Here is a 16,469-nt window from a genome sequence, read left to right on the forward strand (position 1 = left end):
GCGCCCGCGCGTGGCTGACGACGTTTCGATGCGCCGGCGCGTGCTGCACGGCGCCGGCCGCTGGCTGCATCGCTGGCAGAACTGGATCGCCGGCGTGCTGCTCGTGTTCGGCGCACTGGCCGCGTGCCGGCTGTGGCCGCATCCGCCGCTGCGCGACTGGAAGCCGTCGTCGGTCGCGGTAGCCGACGCACAGGGCCGCTTGCTGCGGCTCACGCTCGCGAAGGACGATCGCTACCGGCTGTGGGTGCCGCTCGACCGGATGTCGCCGCAGCTCGTCGAAGCCGTGATGCTGCACGAGGATCGCTGGTTCTGGTGGCATCCCGGCTTCAACCCGTACGGGCTCGCACGCGGCGCATGGATCACGTACGTGCGCGGCGGCAATCCGCAGGGCGGCTCGACACTGACGATGCAGCTCGCGCGCTCGCTGTGGCGGTTGAACACGCGCACGCCGGCCGGCAAGCTCGAGCAGGTGGCGCGCGCGGTGCAGCTCGAACTGTTCTATTCGAAGCGGCAGATCCTCGAAGCGTATCTGAACGATGCGCCGTACGGCCGCAACGTCGAAGGCGCGGGCACCGCGAGCGTCGTCTATTTCGACCGGATGCCCGACGCGCTGACGCTGCCCGAGGCGCTCGCGCTTGCGGTGATTCCGCAGGACCCGGCGCGACGCGTGCGGGGCGGGCAGGACGAGATCAACCGCGCGCTGGCCGCGTCGCGCAACCGGCTGTATGCGCGCTGGCTGACGAAGCATCCGGGCGATGCGTCGCTCAAGCCGCTGTTTGCGTTGCCGCTTGCGATGCGGTCATTGTCCGCACTGCCATTCGATGCGCCGCATGCGGTCGACCAGGCGCTCGCCGCGCGCAACGCATGGCGTACGAACTCGAGTGCCGCGGCAAACGACAGCGACGCCGACGCGCGGCTCGTGACAACGCTCGATCTCGACCTTCAACGCGCACTCGAACGGCAGATCGCACGCTATGTCGCGCGCAACGACACGCGCGGCGTGCGCAACGCGGCGGCGATCCTCGTCGATACGCGCGACATGGGCGTGAAGGCGCTCGTCGGCTCCGCGAACTTCTTCGACCGCACGATCGACGGGCAGGTGAACGGCACGCTTGCGCGGCGTTCACCCGGCTCGACGCTCAAGCCGTTCATCTATGCGCTCGGTTTCGACCAGGGCGTGCTGCATCCGCAGACCGTGCTGCGTGACGTGCCGACCGCGTTCGGCCCGTATGCGCCGGAGAATTTCGACGGCCATTTCCTCGGGCCGATCACCGCGACGGATGCGCTGAACCGCAGCCGCAACGTGCCGGCCGTGTGGGTCGCGTCGCAGCTCAAGTCCCCCGATCTGTACCGGTTCCTGCAGGAAGCCGGCGTGCGCCGGCTCGCAAGCGCTCAGCACTACGGGCTTGCGCTGGTGCTCGGCGGCGGCGAAGTGACGATGCAGGATCTCGCGGCGCTCTATGCGATGCTCGCGAATCGCGGCGAGTTCCGGCCGCTGCGGCTGCGCGCCGACGAGCCGGCGCTGCCTGGCAAGCGCCTGTTGAGCGCCGAGGCGAGCTACATGACGATGGACATGCTGCGCCAGCATCTGCGCCCCGACGAGACGAGCGGCGCGCAGCCGTCGAGCGTGCCCGTCTACTGGAAGACCGGCACGTCATGGTCGTTCCGCGATGCGTGGACGGCCGGCGTGTTCGGCCCGTATGTGCTGGTCGTATGGGTCGGCAACTTCGACAACTCGACCAACACGGCGTTCGTCGGCGTCGATGCGGCCGCGCCGCTGTTCTTCCAGGTCGTCGACGCGCTGAATGCCGAGCGCACGCTCGTCGAGCCGCCGCGCGCGGTGCCGCCGAAGTTGAAGCGCGTGCGGATTTGCCTCGCGAGCGGCGATTTGCCGAACGAGTGGTGCCCGCAGCAGGGCTGGACGTGGTTTATTCCGGGCACGTCGCCGATCCGCGTGAGTACCGTGCACCGGCCGGTCGTGATCGACGATGCGACGGGGAAGGCCGCGTGCCCGCCGTATGACGGCAAGCGTACGCATGCGGAGATCTTCGAGTTCTGGCCGTCGGATTTGCAGCAGGTGTTCGCGCAGGCCGGCATTCCGCGCCGGCGGCCGCCGCAGAACGCGGACTGTCGCGACGCGGGGCAGGTCGAGGGCGATCCGCCGCGCATCACGTCGCCGCTGCGCGGCAGTACATATGCGATGCGTGTGAAGAGTACGGAGGAGACGCGCATCGCGTTCAACGCGACGGCCGATGCGAGCGCGCATGCGCTGTACTGGTTCGTCAACGATGCGTTTGTCGGGCGTAGTGCGCCGGGCGATGCGCTGTTCTGGCAGCCGCGGACGGCTGGGAGCTATACGGTGCGGGTGGTCGACGATCACGGGCGCAGCGATCAGCGGCCGCTGGCGGTGGGGTTGGAGCAGTAGGTGCTGTATCCGTATCGCGCGTTCGTGGTCAGCGTGCCGCGATCTGCGCGTTGTCGCGGCGCAGACTCGTGTGAGTGAGCATCAGCAAGTTGATGACGACGACGGAGATCGTCGCGACGATCATCCCGTTCACGCCGACGTGGGTCACCAATACGCCCGCTACGTACGGAAATCCAAACAGGCCCGTGAAGTAGGCGATCGTGAAGACCTGCGAGCTTGCTGATGCAGACAAGCCTTTTTCACTGGCGAGATTGACCGCCATGCCGTTCAAGGTGGAGTAGCTGAGTCCGTAGCCGATCGCGAAGACGAACGAGCCGGTCACGTACAGGATTTCACTGCTCGGATTGAACACGAAGAGAACCAGCGCCAGGAGCGTCATGGCGAACAGCGTGAGGGCGAGCTTTCGGACCGGCAATCGGCTGATCGTCTGCGCCAGCGTGAACCGGCAGAAGACGGTCGTCAACGTGAAGGTCACGAAGAAGAGATCAGGCGACAGGTGGCGCGACTCCGCATAGATCGCCTGAAAATTCGATAACGCGGAAAAGACGCAGGCGGCAAGTCCGATCATGATGATCGGCAGGCGGGTGACGTTGCGCAGGATTTCAGCCACGCGCGCGGCCGTCAGGCCGGTTGCATCTGCGGGCGGGTGCGGTAGGCGTTCCGTCTGTTTTCGGACAATCGAAAATACGACGGCTGCAACCACGCAGAGACACGCGAGACCGGCATAGACGATGGCATACGACCCGAAGCGGCTGGCGATGAAATGGCCCATCGGTGACGCGAGACCCAGCCCGACCATTTGACCACCCGAGAGCAAGGTCAGGTACTTGATCCGTGCTGAGGAGCTGACGTGATGAATGATCTGAAGCGGTGCGAGTATGTAGAAGGTCGACCATCCCATTCCCAAAAGCAGGCCGCCGATGAATGCGATCCTCAAATCGCGCGCCGCGAGGCTGAATGCGAGCATGGAAAGCGCCATGACGACAGCAGCCGCGACGATCGTCGACATCAAGCCGATTCGTTGTGCTACCCATCCCGCGACGAGGGAGCTGACGATCATGGTGAGGATGCCGGTCGAGATCACCGCGCCTGCCATCGACGAATCCAGGCCGCTTTGATGCAAATGCTCGGAAAGGAGGAAGCTGGCGCCGTAGGCGGCGGCCAGTGCGATGCTGGCGATGAGGAATGGAACGAACGTGGCAGCGGCGAGCGAAGACGGAAGCGGGTCTGCGGATGTGTTCATGGAATTGACGTCCCGTCTTTATCGCCGCCGTGATGCCTCGAGCGGGCCGGATTTCGTTGGTCGTCTTGTACCCACCTACGGCGTGCGCAAGGTCCTCCGGATTTTCTGATCCCGAGCCTGACGGGCATTGTGTTTTAGGTAGAAGCACGATGAAATGTACAGTGAAGCCGATTTTCTTCTGCACAGTACGTGTCGTTGCTCATGAGCCTGGGCTCAGGAACTTGAAGTCGACCAAGATTACGTTGGATGGTTTCGAAACGCGATCCACTACCTGCCTGAGTCATTCCGATGTTGCTACCGCTCATATTTCTACCCGCGATGCCGTGCGACGCTCGCATGTATGCCGATCAGGTCGACGCGCTGAAGGATCTTGTTTCACCGACCGTGAAGATACTGGCGCAACCGACATTCGCCGAGAGTGCCGAGCAACTCCTTGCATCGACAAGCAGTGAGTTCATTCTTGCGGGCACGGCATACGGCGGATGTCTCGCGATGGAAGTGCTCGCGAGGGCGCCGGACCGCGTTCGTGGGCTCTGGCTGATGAATTGTCAGCCGGGCGTTCATCCGGATCCGGACGCCGGTCGTGCCACCAGCCGGCGCATTCGTACCGGAGAGCACGAGCGGGTCATGGCGGAGTTCGCCGAGCAGGCAATCCCGGGGCACGACGGCACGTCACGGGCTGCATTCATGCAGATGGCCCGCGATGCCGGGGCGGATCTGTTTGCACGTCAATCTGATGCCACGCTGACGCGCTCGGATCATTGGTCGACGCTTGCGGCGAGCAAAGTGCCTACGTTGCTCGTCTGGGGGGCCGCTGACCGTTTTGTTCCCGTCGACGTTGGTCGGCGCATCGCCGGCTTGGTGCCACATGCCTGGTTCGAACCGATAGAAGGGTGTGGTCATTTCCCGACGCTGGAGCGGCCGTCGCGATGCACGGCGATTGCGCGTGAGTGGTTGTTGGAATCGGTGCTTCACATCTTGTCGATCAGAGACCAGACGAAACCCGCGAGTGATGGCTAACCTGCATCAACAGAAAGGCCGCGTAACCGCAGTGTCTTGCACACCGTGTCTAACACCGCGTCGTTATCCCGCGCTCCGACGAAATAGCGCTCGTTGCCGAGCGCGTCCATGCCGGACTGAAGGGCGAAAATCGGAGTGACCTGATTTTTGACGGATCCTTCCAGATAGTAGCTATACCCGTTGTCGCGGTCCGCGGATGAATAGACGCATTGGTAACCGCCAAGCCATTTGCCGAACGACCGGCTAACGCGGTAAAGCGCGGGGTAGAGTTTTCCGAGCGCGCTGGTAAGAAAATGAACTTCGCCGACCGTCCATAGTGCGCCTCGAGCCGTTCGAGGGGGGACGATCGTAACGATTGGCGACTTCTCCGCGTCGACTTCGCCCTCCTCCCCATATTGCAGCCCTCCAAGGTGCGCAAAATACAGAACGATGTGTTGTGCTGCCGCGATTTCTCGCGGTGGTTCCGGCAGTTCACGGAACCATGTCAGAACAGCATCGCTGTCGCTTGGGGCGGAGATAAATCGATACGATGTGCCCATTTGGTGGGTAGGGTATGCGGGTTGACAGTCGATAGTATCTTGCGCGAGGCGTTGATCGGCGAAACTGAACCCATGCTCTTTCGGGTGCGCGGGCTGGCCGCTTCGGGGCGTCAAGCGACATCCACCGCAATCTCCGATGTGCCTTCTCTTCGTTCCGGTGCCAGCCGCTGCAGTGCATAAGCAGCGCACCCCCCATCACCCATCATCCGCCTTCGCCTGCAGCCCCTTCAACCCCTGAATCACGACCAGCAGCGCACGCCCGTGCTCATCCGACCCGTCCCACGCGTCGACGATCGCGTCGCGCAGCAGGTCGTTGTACTGGCGGCGCGACGGCCCGGTATCGACACCATAGAAACTGCATAGCTTATTGAATGGCGCGCTGCGGCGCAGCCGATGCCCGTTCGACAGCCTCAGGCGCGATACGGTCGGCTGGCTGACCCCGGAGAGTCGCGCGATTTCGCTGGACGAGCGTGTATCTGCCATCAGGCGGCGCAACAGGTCTTGAACGGGAAAATCTTGGTCCGGGGCTTCCATGCGATGCATTATACCTATACAGTTACGGCTGTTGAATGGGCTTGCTGTCACCAGCGAGGCTGTATCCCCGAGAAAGTTGATGACACTGAAACACCTCCCACCCACGTTCTGCTGGACCAAGATCGGTACCGAGTCCGGCGAGGATTTGCCGACCGTCGTGCTCCGCAAGGAATGGGAGCGCCGGCTCGGGGGCGGGCGTTTTCTGTGGGGCATCAACCAGCCGCTCGGCAGCAGCGCGCAAGTCGCCGCGCATCGCACGGGTTCGCTGCTCGCACTGTTTTCGCCGGTCGCATCGCGCCCGCGCGCGGGCGAGCGCAAAGACATGCTGCTGTGGAACGCATGGGTCGACGCAAGCGGGCAGGTGCGGCCGTTGCCGCCGCACACGTTCATCGCCAGCCGCTCGACCTTGCCGTCGGGCCGGCGCCGCGAACAGCACTACGCGCTCGTGTGCGCGTCGTCCACCGCGCTGACGGTCGGCACGCAATTGCGCGTGTTTCCCGATCACCTGCGCAGCGTGAGCACCGGCCAGCCGCTTGGTGCCGCCCAGGGCGCGGCCGTGGTCGATTGCGTCGGGCGTGCGAAGGAGCAGACGGGCAAGAGCTATCCGCTCGCGCTGTCGGTCGAACTCGAAGCACCGTATTTCGTGCGGCTCGCGCAACCTTGCGTGCTGAAGGCACGCGATCTCGCGGAAGTGAACAAGGCCACCCGTGCGGGCGATTTCGATCGCTTCGTCGAGCTCGTCGCGCGCTTGCGCGGCCGTTCGCCGACGGACGCCGTGCGCGGCGTCACGCGCGATCTGTTCGACGTGCCGCCGATCGAAACGGCTGCCGCGTATGTTGCGCCCACACACGTGGCGCGATTGCGCAACCGGCCGGCGGCCGAGCATCCGCGTGATCTCACCGGCGACCTGTTCGACCTGTCGCCGGGTGAAGCCGCCGCGTTCGCGGGCCTTGCGCATCCGCGTATCGGGCGCGCGTGACGAAACGCGCGCAGCGGATCGCGCAAGAATTTGTTGCAATCTCGCCATAGCGGAGCGGCGAGCGCAGAGAGACAATCGGCACGAAGCGCGCTGCGCGGCGGCCGATGCGTCGATACTCGATGGGTCGTGGTTCACGCCGCCGACATGCGCACCACGCACACTGAGCGTCGGCGTGCTTCACACTGCAACCCTGAGGGAGAAGTGTCGATGTCGACCCACATCTGTTCGCGGGAAGCCCGGGCCGCGCAGCGCTTCGTCGAAGCCACGCGCAACGTCGATCAGGCGTTTCGCGCCGTGCGCGGCGAAAGCGACGACGACGTTTCGTCGGCCGAATACGCACGCGCGATGTCGCGCCTCGATCGCGCGCTCGACGAGCTGGCGCGTGCGCAGGAATTTTTCGATCGCGTCGTCAGTGCCGACACAGCGCACGACAACTGATCGCGCGGCATATACGTGAAAGCGCGTCGGGCGACGCGCATTCATCTTCATACCGGGCATCGCGCCCGGCATGTCATTCAGTCATCCCGTTCCGACTTCAAACTTTGCGGCCTTCGACCGGATAGCCGGGATCGGTATAACCGTGCGTCGAGGCATGCCCGGGCGGCACGAGCGCATCGACGAACCGTTCGTCGTCCGGGCCGAGTTCGAGTGTCAGTGCATCGATGTAGCTGTCCCAATGCGCTTCGGTGCGCGGCCCCGCGATCGTCGAGCTGACGATGCGGTTCTTCATGACCCACGCGAGCGCGAACGCAACCGACGTCGTGCCGCGCGCGGCGGCATGCGCGGCCACCTGCTGTGCGATGTGCAACGATTCGGGTCGCCATTCCGTTTGCTGGATGCGACGGTCGCCGCGGCCCGCGCGTGAATCGGCGGGCGGCTGCGCATCGACTGCGTATTTGCCGGTCAATACACCGCGCGCGAGCGGGCTGTACGGCACGACGCCGATCCCGTAATGCGCGGCGGCCGGCAGTTGTTCGACCTCGGCCGTGCGATCGACGAGGTTGTACAGCGGTTCGCTCGCGACCGGGCGATCGATGCCGAGCTGGTCCGCGAGCCGCACGATTTCGGCGATGCGCCAGCCCTTGAAGTTCGACAGCCCGAAGTAGCGCACCTTTCCTTGCCGGATCAGGTCGGCGATCGTGCGCATGCCTTCGTCGAGCGGCGCATCGGTCAGCGCGCGATGGAAATAGAGGATGTCGATGTAATCGGTACCGAGCCGCTTCAGGCTCGCGTCGACCGATTCGACGATCCATTTGCGCGACTGGCCCTGCCGGTTCGGCCCTGCGTCCGGCCCGGCCGGATAGCCGAACTTCGTCGCGACGACCCAGCTGTCGCGACGCGATGCAATCGCGCGGCCGACGACTTCTTCCGAGCGGCCGGCGTGATAGACGTCGGCCGTGTCGATGAAGTTGATGCCCTGGTCGAACGCCTTGTCGATGATGCGCGCCGATGTCGCTTCGTCGGTCTCGCCGCCGAACATCATTGCACCGAGGCACAGCGGCGACACCTTGAGCGCGCTGCGCCCGAGATAGCGGTAATCCATGAAGGCTCCATGCGGGCGCGTGCCCGCCGGTTGAATGAAGGGCGCGGCGCTTACACGCCGGCTTCGTCGAACACGCGCTGCGCGATCGTCAGCGCCGAGCTGGCGGTCGGCCAGCCCGAGTAGAACGCGAGGTGCGTGATCGCTTCGACCAGTTCGTCTCGCGTGAGGCCATTGTCGAGCGCTTTCTTCAGGTGGAACGGCAGCTCGTTGACGCGATACAGCGACACGAGGCTCGCGACCGTGACGAGGCTGCGATCGCGCGGCGACAGGCCGGGGCGCTGCCACACGTCGCCGAACAGCACGTTGTCGGTGTAGTCGGCGAGGGCGGGGGCGATGGCGCCGAACGCTTTGCGTGCGGCGGAAGTCGGTTCGGACATCGAGGGCTCCGGGAAGGTGGGGAACACCGTCGATGGTAGCCACCGATGCGTCTATCGATAATCCCCGCCAATCCGCATGCACTTATCGACCCGATTCATGAATCGCGGCGCATGGGCGGCGCATGGTCGGCTCATGCACGATAGCGCAGCGCCTCGACGATCACCGCGAGCGCGCGCGACGACTGCCGCCGGCTCGCGTAGTACAGGTGATGACCGGGGAACGTCGGGCAGCAGTCGGCGAGCACGCTGTCGAGGCGGCCGGCGGCGACATGCGGCGCCGCGAGTTCGGCGGGCACGTAGGCGAGGCCGTAGCCCGCGAGCGCCGCATCGAGTGTTTCGTAGGTGCCGTTGAAGGTGACCTGCCCGTCGACGCGCACCTGCAGTATGTCGTCCCCGCGCGCGAGCTCCCATGCGTACAGCGCGCCGTGCGTCGGCAGGCGCAGGTTGATGCAGTCGTGCGCGATGAGATCCTGCGGCGACACGGGGCGCGCGCGTTCCGCGAAATACGCGGGCGCGCCGACGATCGCCATCTTCATGTCGGCCGAGATGCGTACGGCGATCATGTCCTTCGCCACCTGGTCGCCGAGCCGCACGCCGACGTCGAAGCGTTCCGCGACGATGTCGGACAGCCCGTAGTCGTTCACGAACTCGACCTTCAGGTCGCGATAGTTGCGCAGGACCGGCGCGAGCTTCGGCCACAGCAGCGTGCGGATCACGAAGTCGGTCGCGTTGATGCGCACGGTGCCCGCGGGTTGGTCGCGCAGTTCCGCGAGCGCGGTCAGTTCGGCCTCGATTTCGTCGAAGCGCGGCGCGAGGTTGCGCAGCAGACGCTCGCCCGCTTCGGTCGGCGCGACGCTGCGTGTCGTGCGCGTGAGCAGCCGCACGCCGAGGCGCGTTTCGAGCGAGCGGATCGTATGGCTGAGCGCGGATTGCGAGACGCCGAGCTGAGCGGCCGCCCGCGTGAAACTGCGTTCGCGCGCGACGGCGATGAAGGCGAGGAGGTCCGCAAAGTTGTCGCGCGGCATGGCGGGTGTCGGGTGGTCGAGGCCCGCGCATCGTACCACCGGGCTCGCCGGGCCGCGTCGCGGCGCCGCGATGCGGCGCGCGTCAGCCCGCCCGCGTCATGCCCGGCGCACGGGGCGCGGGATGGTACGCATAGCCGCGCTGCTGGAACGACGTCGCGAAGAACCGCATCTGGTAGCGGATCGCATTCGCCCAGTAATCCCACGTATGGCCGCCCGGCCGTTCCGCATAGTCGTGCGGCACGCCGAGCGCGACGAGCCGTTCGTGCAGCGTGCGGTTCGAGCCGACGAACGCGTCGTCGCGGCCGCAATCGATCGTCAGGTCGAGATGCGCACGCACGAACGCGCTGGCGCTGGCGACGATCACGTTGCGATCCCAGAACGACGGATGGCGGCCGGGGTCGCCGAATACGTGGTCGATGCCCGGCTCGTCCGCGCAACAGCGCGGATCGACCGCGCCGCTGATGCTGCCGACCGCGCCGAACGTGTCGGGCCGGTCGAGCGCGATGCGCAGCGCGCCGAAGCCGCCCATGCTGAGCCCGGTGATCGCGCGGGCGCGTTGCGTGGCGATCGTGCGGAAGTGCAAGTCGATGTACGACACGACTTCGTCGCCGATGAAGGTTTCGAAGCGGCTGCCCGAGTCGAACGGGCTGTCGATGTACCAGCTCTCGTGCCCGCCGTCGGGCATCACGAGGATCACGTGGTAGCGGTCGGCCAGCGCGGCAATGCGCGTGTTCGACGTCCAGTCGGTGTGATCGCCGCCCGAGCCGTGCAACAGATAGACGACCGGATAGCGGTCGCCGTCGCGGGTGCCGCGCGCATAGGCGTCGGGCAGCACGACGGTGGCCTTGAGCGTCTCGTTCATCGCGGCGCTGGGAATCGCGACGACCCGCGCGTGGAAGGCGAGAGCAGGGCCTGAAATGGCGACCAGCAGAAGTAGCCAGAAGGCGCGTGCCAGGTACATCGATCCTCGCATGTGTCGACCCCATCCGGCGCCGGGCGCCGGGAAAACCCTGTTCGGACGACTCTAGCAACCGCGCCTTTCAACCATATTTCGGCGAATCCTACGGGTTGTCAGGCGGGCGGCGCGGACACGATGCGCTCGAGCGCCGCGCGAAACGCATCGGGTTGCTCGACCGGGATCAGGTGCCCGCAGCGCGCGATCGTGTCGAAGCCGGCGCAGCGCGCGAGCGCCCAGTCGGGCAGGTGCCAGCCCGCGCGCGAGCGTTCGCCGGCCATCAGCCAGACCGGATGACGCGCGAACACGTGCGCGAGTGCCTGCAGATAGCCCGGTTCGCCCGTCGTCGCGACCACCGAGCGGCCCATCGCGCGCAGCGTCGATGCGGGCTGATGCGCGAGCCAGCGGCGGGCGTCGTCGACGAGGCCCGGCGACGGCGCGTCGATCGCGGCACGCAGCCAGCCGTGCGGATCGGCGCGCAGGCCGTCCAGCATCGCGTCGGCTTCGGCAGGCGTCATGCGGCCGACCGACGCCGACCAGAACGCATCGTCGAGCGTGAAGTTGCCCTCGACGTTGACGATCCGCCGCACGCGTTCCGGGTGCGCATGCGCGAACAGCATCGCGATCGCGCCGCCGACCGAGTGGCCGACGACATCGACCGGCTGCGCGCCGAAGTGCGTAGCGACGGTATGCCGAAGGTGCTCGACCTGCGCGGCGAGCGTGATCGTGTCGGACGGTACTGTGCGGTGCGCGCCGTAGCCGAGGAGGTCAGGCGCGAGATGGGGGCCGTTCCACCCGCGCACGTCGAGCGTGCCGATGAAACCGTGGATGAAGACGATGGGCGTGGGCTGGGTCATGGCGCGGGCGCGGCAGGAAGGGGCGGTAATTCGAGTTCGGCGAGCAGTTCGTCGAGTTCGAGCACGTGGGTACGGTCGTGGTCGAGCAATTCGCGCACGAGTTCGTCGAGCGACATGCGGCGGATGCCGTCGCGCAGCCCGCAGCGTGCGAGTTGCGCGGAATCGAGCGCGGCCGCCGTTGCACACAGCGCGGCGCGGCCCGTGCGGAATGCCGTGACCGCGGCGTCGAGCGGCTGCGCGAGATAGTCGCGTTGCGCGGCGAGTGCAGTGCCGTCGACGGATGCAATCACGGGCAGGTCGAGCGTGCGTACGGCGTCGATGCGCTCGGCGAAGATCGCATCGAGATCGCGCAGGTGGCACGCATGCTCGATGAGCGAGAAGCCCGTGCCGTCGGGGCGGCGTGGCCATAGTGCGGCCGGCACGTGCGCCGCATACGCGGCGAGCCGATCGGGCAGGCGGGCCAGCGCGGCGACGACGTCGGCGAACGGCAGCCGTTGCGGATGCGCGCTGAACACCGCGCCATAGCTGAACAGCGTGCCGCCGAGCCGCCCGCGTGCCTGCACGACGTCGTGGCCGTGACGGCGCATGATTTCCGCGACCATCGCGCCGCAGAACTGGCGGGCTGTCGTGTCGGTTTCGATTTCGGGGAATTTGTGTGCGATCTCGTGCTGGATCGCGCCGATCGCGGCGACGCCCACGCGCGACAGCGCTGCGAATTCGACGTAACGCTCGGGTTGCGCGATCAGCGCTTCGAGCTGGGCGCCGAGCGCGGTGAGGCGGAAACGGTCGAAGCGGGAATGCATGACGAAAGCATCTCGGCGAGTAACGTATCAAAACGATACGTTACTCGCCGGGGAGACGTCAACAGGTGGAATCGGGCCAGACCTGGGCTCACTCCTTGCCGACGCCCTTGGCCGCCTGTTCGATCAGCTTCGCGACTTCGGCCGGGTGCGAGATGTACGCGACATGGCTCGACTTGAGCTCGATCGTCTTGCTGCCGGCGCGTTGTGTCATGAAGCGTTCGAGCTCGGGGTTGATCGCGCGGTCGGCCGTGGCGACCACTGCCCAGCTCGGCTTCGTCCGCCATGCGGCATGCGTGATCGGCACGCCGAAGGACTGCGCGGCCGGCGTGACCTGCGAGATCGCCATGAATTTCGCTTCGGCGGCCGGCACGTCGGCCGCGAAGTCGGCATGGAACGAGGCTTCGTCGAAATACAGATGGCCGTCTTCGGTGGCCTTGATCGCCTTCGTCGCGGGCGGCGTCTTCTTGGTCAGGTCGAGCGGGCTTTCGCCGGTGTCGGGCTGAAACGCGGCCACGTAGACGAGGCCCGCGACCTTGTCGTCGTTGCCGGCTTCGGTGATCACCGCGCCGCCGTAGCTGTGGCCGACGAGGATGCTCGGGCCGTCCTGCGCGTCGACGACACGCCGGGTTGCCTTCACGTCGTCGTCGAACGACGTTTCCGGTTGCTGAACGACGGAAACCTTGTAGCCGTCGCGCGTCAGGATATTCGAGACGGCTTGCCAGCCCGAGCCGTCGGCGAAGTAACCGTGAACCAGCACGACGTTCTTGACGGGGGCGGCGACGGCCGCGTGCGAACCGAATGCGGCGGCGGAAACGGCGAGTGCGGCGGCGATGTGGCGAAGTTGGGAAAAGCGCTTCATTTTCATTCTCCAGATGGAAGACAGGGTGGGAAACCGTCGGATATCGACAGGCGTCTTGTTCTGTCGATGCAGTCATCCTACTAGTAGGTAGATGTATCGACAAGGAGAATTTGCGGCTGGAAAAGACTATCTCAGGGCAGTAAACTATCGCTGTTTTTCATCCGACTAGATGGTAGGTAGATATGACGGTATCGGGGGACAGTACGGCGGGCCGCATTCTCGAGGCCGGGCGGCAACTGATCATGCGGCGCGGCTATAGCGGGTTCAGCTATGCCGACATCGCCGACGCGATCGACATCCGGAAGGCGAGCATCCATCACCATTTCCCGACGAAGGCCGATCTGGCGGTCGCGGTGTTGCAGGAGTCGCAGGCGAAATTCGATGCCGACATGTCTCTGCTCGACGCGAGCGGCGCCGACGCGCTGGTGCAGATGCGCGCGTACATCGGCTACTGGGAACGCTGCATCGCGGACGACAGCGCGCCGTTCTGCGTCGCCGGCATGCTCGGCGCGGAACTGCCGGCGCTGCCCGACGACGTCGCGCGGGCGGTGAGGGCGCATTTCGACGACCTCGCCGCGTGGCTGGTGCGCGTGCTCGAGGCGGGGGTGAAAGAGGGCGTCGTGCAGCCGGGCGTGTCGGTGCAGACCGAGGCCGCGACATTCGTGTCGCTGGTCTATGGCGCGATGCTTGCCGCGCGGGCGTACGGCAATGCCGCGATGTTCCGGGACGTGACCGGCGGCGCGGTCGAGCGGCTCGCGGTGCCGCGCAAACGCGGGTGAGCCGCGCACGCATCAGCGGGTAGCGGCGGCGTCCGGCGGTGACGCGAAACCGTCCGGCGCCGCCGCGATTTACGCGTGTTTTCCGGCCTCGGCCTGCGCGCTCAGCCGCGCTTTCTGCTCCTGCAACGCATCCGTGAACGCCGGGCTGAAGTCTTCCGCCTCGAACAGCGGGCGGATCTCGATGTCGGAGTCGCCGGGCATCGGGTTCGGGCAGCGCTTCACCCATTCGACTGCCTCTTCCATCGATTTCACCTGCCACAGCCAGAAACCGGCGACGAGTTCCTTCGTTTCGGCGAACGGGCCGTCGACGACGGTGCGGTTCTTGCCGGCAAAATGCACGCGCTTGCCTCGCATGCTCGGGTGCAGCCCGTCGGCGGCGAGCAGGATGCCGGCTTGCGCCAGTTCTTCGTTGAACCGGCCCATCGCGGCGATCATTTCAGGGTCGGGCATCCGGCCGGATTCGGAATCGGTGGTGGCCTTGACGATGACGAGGACGCGCATGGTGAACTCTCCTTGAGTGGAATGAGGGGGCGCCGCCGGTCGTGCCGACGGCAAAACGAGCGGTTACGACAACACGACGCGCGACGGCGGCGCGAATCGACATCGCAGGGAAAAAATCTCAGGGGTGAACGGCGTGTGCGGCGTTGCGCCGGCAATCCGTCATGTCGTGCCGACGCCCGCATCGAGCGCGCTGCGGATCCGGGCGGCGAGTTCGTCGCGCCGGTATGGCTTGCCGAGCAGCATCACGCCGGGGTCCAGCCGTCCCGCATGGAAGATCTCGTCTCGCGTGTAGCCGGACGTGAACAGCACGGGCAACGGCGGCTTGCGCAGCGCGGCACGGCGTCCGAGTTCGCCGCCCTTCACGCGGCCGGGCATGATCACGTCGGTAAACAGCAGGTCGATTGGCGTCTCGCTGTCGAGCACGCGCAATGCGGCTTCGCCGCTGGACGCCGTGATGACCTTGTAGCCGAGCTGCGCGAGCATGTCGACCACGGTCAGGCGGACGTCCGCATCGTCCTCGACGACGAGGATGGTCTCGTGGCCGCGCACCGCGTCGTGCTGCGGTGGGCGGGCCTGCTCCTCGGCCGCGCCGTGGCAGCGCGGAAACGTGAGGCGCACGGTGGTGCCCTGGCCCGGCGTGCTGTCGATCGACACATGGCCGCCGCTCTGCTTGACGAAGCCGAACACCATGCTGAGCCCGAGCCCCGTGCCTTCGCCATCCGGCTTGGTCGTGAAGAACGGTTCGAACGCGCGCTCGAGCACGTCGGCCGTCATGCCGGTGCCCGTGTCGGCGAGCTCGAGCGTCACGTATTCGCCGGGTGGCGTCGGCGCGCGGCCGGCGTCCGACGCATCGCCTGGCTGCACGTTGTAGGCGGCGATCGTCAGCGTGCCGTCGCCGCGCATCGCGTCACGCGCATTGAGCGCAAGGTTCAGGAGTGCGTTTTCGAGCTGGTGCCGGTCGGCGAGCACGTTGCCGACATCGGGTGACAGTGCGGGGACGATCCGGACCGTTTCGCCGAGCGCGCGGCGCAGCATCTCGCTCATGTCCGTGATCAGTTGCCGCGGATTCAGCGTCGTCGGCGCGAGCGGCTGGCGGCGCGCGAAGGCGAGCAGGTGCGACGCCAGTTTCGCACCGCGCCGCACGGCGTTGTTCGCGTTCTCGATCCGCGGTTGCGCGCCCGCATGGGCGCCGAGTTCGACGGAGAGGATCTGCAAGTTGCCGCTGATCACCTGCAGCACGTTGTTGAAGTCGTGCGCGATGCCGCCGGTCAGGTTGCCGATCGCTTCCATCTTCTGTGCATGACGCAACTGTTCCTCGATCGCCGCGCGCTCCGCGATCGCGTCGGTCACGCGCTGCTCGAGCGTCTCGGTCAGGTCGCGCAGCCGGGCATTGGACGCCTGCAGCGCCGCTTCCGCGCGATCGCGGTGGCGCGTGGCGAGCACGCGTTCGGTGGTTTCGACGACGACGGCGAGCACGCCGCCCGGTGCACCGTCGTCGTCGGGGATCGGGCTGTAGTGCAGATCCATCCAGACGTCTTCGGGGCGACCGCTGCGCAGCAGCACGAGGGCCTTGTCGCGATAGGACAGCGTGCCGCCGGCGAGGCAGGTGTCCATCACGTTGCGGTTGAAATCGGCGACTTCGGGCCAGCCGAGTTCGACCGGCTGGCCGAGCAGATACGGATGGCGCCCGCCGGCGAACCCGGCATACGCGTCGTTGTAGATCATGTAGCCGGGGCGGCCCCACAGCATCACCAGCGGCAGCGGCGACGCGAGCACCGTGCGCACGGCCGTGACGAGGCTGGCCGGCCACCCGTCGAGCGGGCCCAGCCCGGTGGCGGCCCAGTCGAATGCGGCGATGCGCCGGGCCATGTCGCCCTGCCAGCCGGTACAAGCGTGATGCTGCGCGAACAACTCGACATGCATGGGAGCGCTCCGATGAGGACATGTGGTCTCGGGCGGGGGACAAGTCGCGAAAGCGTGCTCCATTCTAGGGCAGATCGATTCGTGCGGCGACGCTGCGCCGTTCCGGA

At 66.4% G+C, this 16,469-nt stretch carries 17 protein-coding genes; 5 read left to right on the plus strand and 12 right to left on the minus strand.

The window, feature by feature from the left end:
* Positions 1-28 precede the first annotated feature (28 nt).
* Positions 29-2,425 (plus strand): penicillin-binding protein 1C, encoded by a 2,397-nt coding sequence (pbpC, locus tag CFB47_RS20715; RefSeq protein WP_089463497.1) that lies wholly within the window; start codon positions 29-31, stop codon positions 2,423-2,425.
* 28 nt (positions 2,426-2,453) lie between these two features.
* Here the strand turns inward: pbpC and CFB47_RS20720 are convergent, their stop codons facing one another.
* Positions 2,454-3,668, minus strand: a complete 1,215-nt coding sequence (locus CFB47_RS20720; RefSeq protein ID WP_089462127.1) for an MFS transporter — start codon at positions 3,666-3,668, stop codon at positions 2,454-2,456.
* Between the two features lie 336 nt (positions 3,669-4,004).
* Here CFB47_RS20720 and CFB47_RS20725 point away from each other — a divergent pair, with 336 nt between their 5' ends.
* Entirely contained in the window at positions 4,005-4,688 is a 684-nt protein-coding gene (locus CFB47_RS20725) for an alpha/beta fold hydrolase (protein ID WP_256946728.1), read from the plus strand.
* Here the strand turns inward: CFB47_RS20725 and CFB47_RS40565 are convergent.
* Both CFB47_RS40565 and CFB47_RS20730 read right to left on the minus strand, forming a co-directional pair.
* Complete coding sequence (locus CFB47_RS40565) at positions 4,685-5,341, minus strand: hypothetical protein (RefSeq protein WP_143330849.1); 657 nt, start codon at positions 5,339-5,341, stop codon at positions 4,685-4,687. The two genes, CFB47_RS20725 and CFB47_RS40565, sit on opposite strands and share 4 nt — an antisense overlap.
* A gap of 81 nt (positions 5,342-5,422) precedes the next feature.
* A complete protein-coding gene (locus CFB47_RS20730) occupies positions 5,423-5,761 on the minus strand; it encodes a helix-turn-helix transcriptional regulator (RefSeq protein ID WP_011354126.1) in 339 nt (112 codons plus the stop codon).
* Positions 5,762-5,840: 79 nt separating this feature from the next.
* Between CFB47_RS20730 and CFB47_RS20735 the strand changes: the two genes are divergently transcribed.
* Together CFB47_RS20735 and CFB47_RS20740 are read left to right on the plus strand one after the other, a co-directional pair.
* Complete coding sequence (locus CFB47_RS20735; RefSeq protein ID WP_089441733.1) at positions 5,841-6,740, plus strand: hypothetical protein; 900 nt, start codon at positions 5,841-5,843, stop codon at positions 6,738-6,740.
* A 207-nt stretch (positions 6,741-6,947) separates the two neighbouring features.
* A complete protein-coding gene (locus CFB47_RS20740) occupies positions 6,948-7,178 on the plus strand; it encodes a hypothetical protein (protein ID WP_089441800.1) in 231 nt (76 codons plus the stop codon).
* Positions 7,179-7,275: 97 nt separating this feature from the next.
* Here CFB47_RS20740 and CFB47_RS20745 read toward each other — a convergent pair whose 3' ends face one another.
* The 7 genes from CFB47_RS20745 to CFB47_RS20775 all read right to left on the minus strand — a co-directional run bounded on the left by CFB47_RS20745 (position 7,276) and on the right by CFB47_RS20775 (position 13,159).
* Entirely contained in the window at positions 7,276-8,283 is a 1,008-nt protein-coding gene (locus CFB47_RS20745) for an aldo/keto reductase (protein WP_089458792.1), read from the minus strand.
* A gap of 50 nt (positions 8,284-8,333) precedes the next feature.
* Entirely contained in the window at positions 8,334-8,660 is a 327-nt protein-coding gene (locus CFB47_RS20750) for a carboxymuconolactone decarboxylase family protein (RefSeq protein WP_039369463.1), read from the minus strand.
* Positions 8,661-8,791: 131 nt separating this feature from the next.
* The gene (locus CFB47_RS20755; RefSeq protein WP_089458791.1) at positions 8,792-9,685 is read right to left on the minus strand and encodes a LysR family transcriptional regulator; all 894 of its coding nucleotides are present in this window, start codon (positions 9,683-9,685) and stop codon (positions 8,792-8,794) included.
* An 82-nt stretch (positions 9,686-9,767) separates the two neighbouring features.
* The gene (locus CFB47_RS20760; protein ID WP_179243756.1) at positions 9,768-10,646 is read right to left on the minus strand and encodes an alpha/beta hydrolase family protein; all 879 of its coding nucleotides are present in this window, start codon (positions 10,644-10,646) and stop codon (positions 9,768-9,770) included.
* Positions 10,647-10,756: 110 nt separating this feature from the next.
* Positions 10,757-11,497 carry an alpha/beta fold hydrolase gene (locus tag CFB47_RS20765; protein WP_089462129.1) on the minus strand — a complete coding sequence of 247 codons (741 nt, stop codon included), beginning with the start codon at positions 11,495-11,497 and terminating at the stop codon, positions 10,757-10,759.
* Complete coding sequence (locus CFB47_RS20770; protein WP_089462130.1) at positions 11,494-12,300, minus strand: DinB family protein; 807 nt, start codon at positions 12,298-12,300, stop codon at positions 11,494-11,496. The genes CFB47_RS20765 and CFB47_RS20770 overlap by 4 nt, the downstream gene beginning before the upstream one ends.
* Before the next feature lie 88 nt (positions 12,301-12,388).
* Entirely contained in the window at positions 12,389-13,159 is a 771-nt protein-coding gene (locus CFB47_RS20775; RefSeq protein ID WP_089441739.1) for an alpha/beta hydrolase, read from the minus strand.
* 182 nt (positions 13,160-13,341) lie between these two features.
* On the opposite strand from CFB47_RS20775, the gene CFB47_RS20780 reads away from it, so the two are divergent.
* Positions 13,342-13,938 carry a TetR/AcrR family transcriptional regulator gene (locus tag CFB47_RS20780; RefSeq protein WP_089458788.1) on the plus strand — a complete coding sequence of 199 codons (597 nt, stop codon included), beginning with the start codon at positions 13,342-13,344 and terminating at the stop codon, positions 13,936-13,938.
* Between the two features lie 69 nt (positions 13,939-14,007).
* Here CFB47_RS20780 and CFB47_RS20785 read toward each other — a convergent pair whose 3' ends face one another.
* On the minus strand, positions 14,008-14,439 hold the full coding sequence (locus CFB47_RS20785; protein WP_089458787.1) for a YciI family protein: 432 nt from the start codon (positions 14,437-14,439) through the stop codon (positions 14,008-14,010).
* A 159-nt stretch (positions 14,440-14,598) separates the two neighbouring features.
* The gene (locus CFB47_RS20790) at positions 14,599-16,362 is read right to left on the minus strand and encodes an ATP-binding protein (protein ID WP_089462131.1); all 1,764 of its coding nucleotides are present in this window, start codon (positions 16,360-16,362) and stop codon (positions 14,599-14,601) included.
* Positions 16,363-16,469: the final 107 nt, after the last annotated feature.

The organism is Burkholderia sp. AU27893, from assembly GCF_002223205.1.
Classification (GTDB): domain Bacteria; phylum Pseudomonadota; class Gammaproteobacteria; order Burkholderiales; family Burkholderiaceae; genus Burkholderia.